The sequence below is a fragment of the Oleiphilus sp. HI0117 genome, from assembly GCF_001635235.1.
Map to the genome: position 1 here is coordinate 1 of NZ_LWGA01000898.1, position 5,619 is coordinate 5,619.

Sequence of the window (5,619 nt, forward strand, 5' to 3'; positions counted from 1 at the left end):
AATCCATAAACAAAGCCCCGCGGCTAAGGCCGCCAGCAATACGCCTGAAGACAAGAGCAGCATTAGCCAAAATCGTAGCACAAAAAAAGAACACGGCCCTGTCACCAGCATCGATGTAAAAGCTTATCTTGCTGCCCAAGCAGAAACAGTCAAGAAAGAAGAAAAGAAAGCAGAAGTCGTCGAATTGCGAAAGTCTGATTCAACCAAAGACTTTGACGATATGAAAGCGGTCATGATGAATATCGAGATGAAGCGTCGGCAAAACCGCGCAGGTAGCAGCACTAAAACGAGTGCGCCGAAAACCAAAACATCCACTGCAAGCAAAACTAGCAATACCAGATTAAAGACCAACAAAGCTAAAACCAGCCCAGCTAAAGACAAACTACCAGAAGGACGTGTTGGCTCAGCTGCCAAGGAAAAGCGAATTAAAGAAGCCATCGCCAAAGAGAAAATGGAACGCGAAGCTGCACAGGCTGCCAAAGCGGCTGCAGAAGCAAAAGAAATGGCAGAAATTATGGCCAGACTTGACCAGCGTACGAAGGAAAAAGAAAGCCTACGTCGTAGGCGCTAGAAGCTGAGGCTCATCTCTTAAATGTTCAAACCTTTCAGGCTCAAAAGCGCTTAGGCGCGACGAACACCTGAAAGGCAAAAGCTCAATATTTCTTCAATCCATTCTTCGGGCTTGAATTCGCCAGGCGTTTGTTGGGCACTGGCGATAGAGCCAAGTAATGTTTCTGCCAATGCACCAACCATCGCACCAGCAGATATCAACGCATTCTGGGGTGCAAACTCATTTTTTTCGACTCCCTCTGTCACCAAGGCCTCAAATATCTCGGCATAGGCTCGTCGATATTTTAAGCGCTCTTGCTGAACCTTTGAGTCTACCGGTTCGGCTATCAAGGCATAAGCCAGACCACGCCCTTCTAAAGCTCTTCTAGAGAAAATCTCTAACGCCATTTTCAGACGTTGCTCACAGCTCAATGCCTCGCCTTCTTGCTGACCTTCGAGTTCATCTTCCACCTGAGGAAAAGCTGCTAGCTGTACATTCCTGACTTCTTTTTCAGTGGCCACCCGAAACACTTCTGCGCACAGTTCTGCTTTCGATGCGAAGTACTTATATACAGTACCGGTCGCAACATCTGCCCTTTCAGCCAACAAAGCAATGGTTAAAGACTGAAAACCTCCCGAAGCGACTAACTGCAAAGCAGTATCCAAGAGCAGTTTGCGCTGTGCTTTCTTTCTGGCTTCAGTTTTTTCTGTCGGGCGATATGCCATGGAATACTCTTTAGTTTTTCTCTTCACACGAGCTTATGAAGAGCTCTTAGAACTGGGTCCTTGAATTTTATCCTAAATGCGCAGAATTGACTATTGAAGCATCGCGTGATTCAATAGCACAAACAAATGAATACAAGTTCACTTTATCTAAAGGTACGGAGTAAGCGACCATGACCTCTTCTGAATCTTTCAAGCCGAGCAACGCCTATTGGCCAGAAACTCACACTGTCGAGAATCAACCCGAAGCATTGGAAAACTACAATGCCTATGAAGAAGATGCCGCACTCAAAGATGCAGTTAAAGCTCATCAAGGACAAGCTTACAGCGAGGATCTTTCACGTTTTGGCAGGGTCACCGGGTCAGCCGAAGTGCTTGAATGGGGCTTTCAGGCGAACGAGAATAAACCGGTATTCTTTACTCACAACCGCCATGGTAAGCGTATCGATGAGGTACGCTTCCACCCTTCTTACCACCAACTCATGGCGCTCTCAATTAAGGAAGGCATCCACTCTTCCCATTGGACTAAACCTGGCCCAGGCGCTCATGTCGCACGTGCCGCCAAGAGCTATATGATGAGCCAGGTTGAAGCAGGTCATGGCTGCCCTATAACTATGACTTCTGCCGCTATTCCGACACTAAAAAGGCAGCCAGATATCTATGACATATGGGCCCCCAAAGTTATGCATCGAGAATATGACTACCGAAATGTCAGCCATGAAGAAAAGGCAGGCCTCACAATAGGTATGGCAATGACCGAGAAACAAGGTGGTTCCGATGTTAGACAAAACAGTACGCGCGCCTTTGCAATGGGTGCCCAGGGACCCGGACAGGTTTACGAACTAATCGGGCACAAATATTTTGTGTCAGCCCCCATGTCAGACGCATTTTTAGTACTCGCCCAAACTAGTTCGGGTGTTTCTTGCTTCTTGGTGCCACGCTGGCGACCCGATGGCAGCAAGAATCCGATGCAAGTACAACGCCTGAAAAATAAAATGGGGAACGTCTCCAATGCTTCCAGTGAGACTGAGCTACGCGGAGCAATGGGGTGGATGATCGGCGAAGAAGGTCGAGGTGTATCGGTAATTTTAGAGATGGTTGCCATGACCCGCTTTGACTGCATGATTGGCACCTCGGGCATGATGCGCCAGGCAATCTCCCAAATCACTCATCACTGCCGCCAACGCAAGGTGTTTGGCAATACACTCGATAAACAACCACTCATGCAAAATGTACTCGCCGACCTGATTATTGAGCACGAAGCAGCTACGGCTTTAAGCATGCGCATGGCGAGGGCACTCGACTTAAGCAGTGAACACGAGCAGGAAAAACATTTAGTGCGCATGGGAACTGCTATCGGCAAATACTGGATCTGCAAGCGGGCCCCCGGCCACGCCTATGAAGCAATGGAGTGCATTGGCGGTAGTGGCGTAATGGAAGATAGTATTATGCCCCGACTATTCAGAGAGTCTCCTGTAAATAGCATTTGGGAAGGTAGTGGCAACGTCCAGTGCCTGGACATGCTTCGCGCCACGCGTCGTAATCCTGAATCTCTACAAGCCTTCCTGACCGAATTGCATACTGTAGAAGGTAAGCATTCACTGATGGATGAAGCCCTAAATGATCTTCATCAAGAATTCTCTAATCAGAAGGATATAGAATACCGCTCCAGAGGAATCGTTGAAAAGATGGCACTTTGCTTCCAAGGGGCAAGCCTACTCCAATATGGAAATGAAGAAATCGCCAATGCGTTTTGCCTCGCCAGACTAAAAAGTGACAACAAAGGTTGGGTTTATGGTACCCTACCAGGCGATATTGATTGTTACTCGATCATTAATCGAGCAACACCGAACTAAGACGAAGCGAATAAGCCCGGGACATTACCGGGCTTAATAGTCTATGAAGGCTTGTTTTTCTTCTAAAGACATAGGTGATTTCGTCTTATAAATTTTGAACTAGCAACGATAATAATTATAAAAGTCACTATTCGACACCGCTGGTTAACTGCTAACACAGTAGAAAAGAAACAGCATTTAGTAAGGTCTAAACACTAAGTTTGGCCTCAGTAAGAATTGAATAGTGTTTAATATACGGGAGAGAAACTATGTCTGTAGCACAAGAAATCGATGAAGTAATCGTGGTCGATGAAAACATAGAAAAAGGATATTTCTACCTCGAAAACCGCCAATTTCATGGCCCTTATGAAACAGAGGAACAAGCCTCTCAGGCAGCTTTAGAAAACTGCAAATTGTCTTCACCTGGTGAGTGCAGGGCAATCTATCACGGCTCAGCAAAACGCGATAGCGATACCAACCTTAACGTGCCACTTGGCGACATGCGCGAAGCAGGCTCAATAGAATGCCCTGAAGCCGCTGAATAAGCGCTGCTAACTGCTCAGGAGCCCCTCCTGAGCAGCCTATTATTTTTCTATCTGCTCTACCCCCTTTTATCCCTCTTATATCAACTAGGTTGTATAGCTTCGGCTCGGCAATGTTCTTAAGATAAAAGCTCGCCCTGAAAAGAATTCCGATACTATAGTTGCCCACCCCGTTCTTATGAAGTGGAGGAAGTATGCCCGATCAAACTTTAACAGACGGCAATAGCACCCTTGAGCCTCTAGAATCTCTATCAAACCCTGAACTAATTGCTCATATCTTGCAGCGCTACCATGAAGTCCATCGACAACAGCTTAGCGAACTAAATGAAAAGGCTGCTCGAGTTGAATCTGTACACGGTGAACACCCAGAGTGTCCTCATGGCCTATCTAATCACCTGCAAACAATGAAGATAGAGCTCGAACAACATATGTTTAAGGAAGAAAACATCCTCTTCCCTATGCTGGAACAAGGAATGGGAGCAATGGCTCAGGGCCCTATCTCGGTGATGCGTCATGAGCACGATGAACATGCTGGTGCAATCTCCCAGCTATCAGAGCTAACGAACCAGCTGACATTACCAGAAGACGCTTGTAATACCTGGACAAGGCTTTATGCCTTAATTTCTGAATTTATCGAAGATTTGCAAAGTCATATCTCGATTGAAAACAATCTACTCTTTGCTCGCGCCTAACAGTTCTGGCACTCACTGATATTGATAGTAAAAGATGAATCATAGAGAACAGCAGCCTATCGTGTACTCATGCTCTGGCTGCTCTAATGTCGCCCAGCTTACCAATCAATTAGCCCTAGAATTGAACCGTCTAGGACAAGCTGAAATGTCTTGTATAGCAGGCGTTGGCGGACAGGTTAAATCATTAGTTAGACAAGCGAAATCAGAGCGACCGATCCTGGCCCTAGATGGCTGTGCTTTGCATTGTGTAAAACAATGCCTTAACAAAGTTCAAGTCACCCCCACACTTCACCTCACACTGACTGACCTAGAACTCAAGAAAGTAAAGCATCAAAACTTCTCAAAGCAAGAATTTGAACACGCTTACACTTATGTTTCGAAAAAGCTTTCGTCGATCCAAAGTAAGCCTCAGACGCACTTTTAGTCTTATCGTATTAAGCCTCACACATTCCGCTTGGCTCTGATACACTAGCTCTTTCAGCCCCTAGCAGCTTCTGCAACAATAAGTACTTGACGCGAAATGACTAACTCCGCCAATTTCAGGCACAAGCGCCCTCTCCTTCTTCGCCCAACTAGCTTGAAGATACTAAGTGTTTTGGCCTTACTGCTCTTTGCCTGGTGCATATATCTCGATGCTCAGGTCAGATATAAGTTTGAAGGCAAGCGGTGGGCGCTTCCAGCTCAAGTATTTGCCCGCACCCTCGAAATTTATAACGATAAGGCGCTAAACGCCAACAATCTGCTTGATGAACTCAATATGCTAGGTTATCAAGCCCGTTCGGAACCTAAATCCGAACGCAGCTACTCCATTCGTCACCTATCAAGCACCCATCAAGTTGTTGAACTAAAGGTACCTGCTCATCAAACACTTGAAGGTTATCAAGAGAGTAGTCACTTTCGTTTTCATATAGAAAACGATATCGTCACCCAGCTGCAAGGCCTGGGTAGTCATCAAGCGCTCTATACACTAGAGCCTTTAAAAGTGGGCGGCATTTATCCCCGCACTAAAGAAGAAAGAATCCTACGACCCTACGAAGACATACCCGACCAACTCATTGCCAGCCTTCTTGTCACTGAAGATCGTGACTTTAAACATCATTTAGGCATTTCACCGCTATCCATAGCGCGTGCTGCATGGGCAAACCTGAAAGCGGGCAGAGTTGTTCAAGGTGGCAGCACGCTTACCCAACAATTGGTCAAGAATTTTTATCTCAGTCGAGAGCGATCACTTAGCCGAAAGGTAAATGAAGCACTGATGTCTCTGATGCTGGAAGCCCA

7 protein-coding genes are annotated in these 5,619 nt (G+C 46.3%); 6 read left to right on the plus strand and 1 reads right to left on the minus strand.

Annotated features, from left to right (window positions below):
- A partial coding sequence (locus tag A3757_RS26895; RefSeq protein WP_068739905.1) for a hypothetical protein occupies window positions 1–571 on the plus strand: 571 nt, incomplete at its 5' end.
- A 50-nt stretch (window positions 572–621) separates the two neighbouring features.
- Here the strand turns inward: A3757_RS26895 and A3757_RS15890 are convergent.
- The gene (locus tag A3757_RS15890; RefSeq protein ID WP_068508613.1) at window positions 622–1,275 is read right to left on the minus strand and encodes a TetR/AcrR family transcriptional regulator; all 654 of its coding nucleotides are present in this window, start codon (window positions 1,273–1,275) and stop codon (window positions 622–624) included.
- A 170-nt stretch (window positions 1,276–1,445) separates the two neighbouring features.
- Between A3757_RS15890 and A3757_RS15895 the strand changes: the two genes are divergently transcribed.
- From A3757_RS15895 to A3757_RS15915, 5 genes are all read left to right on the plus strand, one after another.
- On the plus strand, window positions 1,446–3,128 hold the full coding sequence (locus A3757_RS15895; RefSeq protein WP_068508611.1) for an acyl-CoA dehydrogenase family protein: 1,683 nt from the start codon (window positions 1,446–1,448) through the stop codon (window positions 3,126–3,128).
- A gap of 248 nt (window positions 3,129–3,376) precedes the next feature.
- A complete protein-coding gene (locus A3757_RS15900; protein WP_068508609.1) occupies window positions 3,377–3,652 on the plus strand; it encodes a hypothetical protein in 276 nt (91 codons plus the stop codon).
- A gap of 191 nt (window positions 3,653–3,843) precedes the next feature.
- Window positions 3,844–4,341 carry a hemerythrin domain-containing protein gene (locus tag A3757_RS15905; RefSeq protein WP_068508607.1) on the plus strand — a complete coding sequence of 166 codons (498 nt, stop codon included), beginning with the start codon at window positions 3,844–3,846 and terminating at the stop codon, window positions 4,339–4,341.
- A gap of 61 nt (window positions 4,342–4,402) precedes the next feature.
- Window positions 4,403–4,765 (plus strand): putative zinc-binding protein, encoded by a 363-nt coding sequence (locus tag A3757_RS15910; protein WP_304439193.1) that lies wholly within the window; start codon window positions 4,403–4,405, stop codon window positions 4,763–4,765.
- 96 nt (window positions 4,766–4,861) lie between these two features.
- On the plus strand, window positions 4,862–5,619 hold a 758-nt coding region (locus A3757_RS15915; protein WP_197470072.1), incomplete at its 3' end, for a transglycosylase domain-containing protein.

Excerpts from the sequence above, each read along its gene's own strand:
- A3757_RS15895 (WP_068508611.1), top strand. The coding sequence starts at position 1,446 with ATGACCTCTTCTGAATCTTTCAAGCCGAGCAACGCCTATTGGCCAGAA.
- A3757_RS15905 (WP_068508607.1), top strand. The coding sequence starts at position 3,844 with ATGCCCGATCAAACTTTAACAGACGGCAATAGCACCCTTGAGCCTCTA.
- A3757_RS15890 (WP_068508613.1), bottom strand. The coding sequence starts at position 1,275 with ATGGCATATCGCCCGACAGAAAAAACTGAAGCCAGAAAGAAAGCACAG.
- A3757_RS15900 (WP_068508609.1), top strand. The coding sequence starts at position 3,377 with ATGTCTGTAGCACAAGAAATCGATGAAGTAATCGTGGTCGATGAAAAC.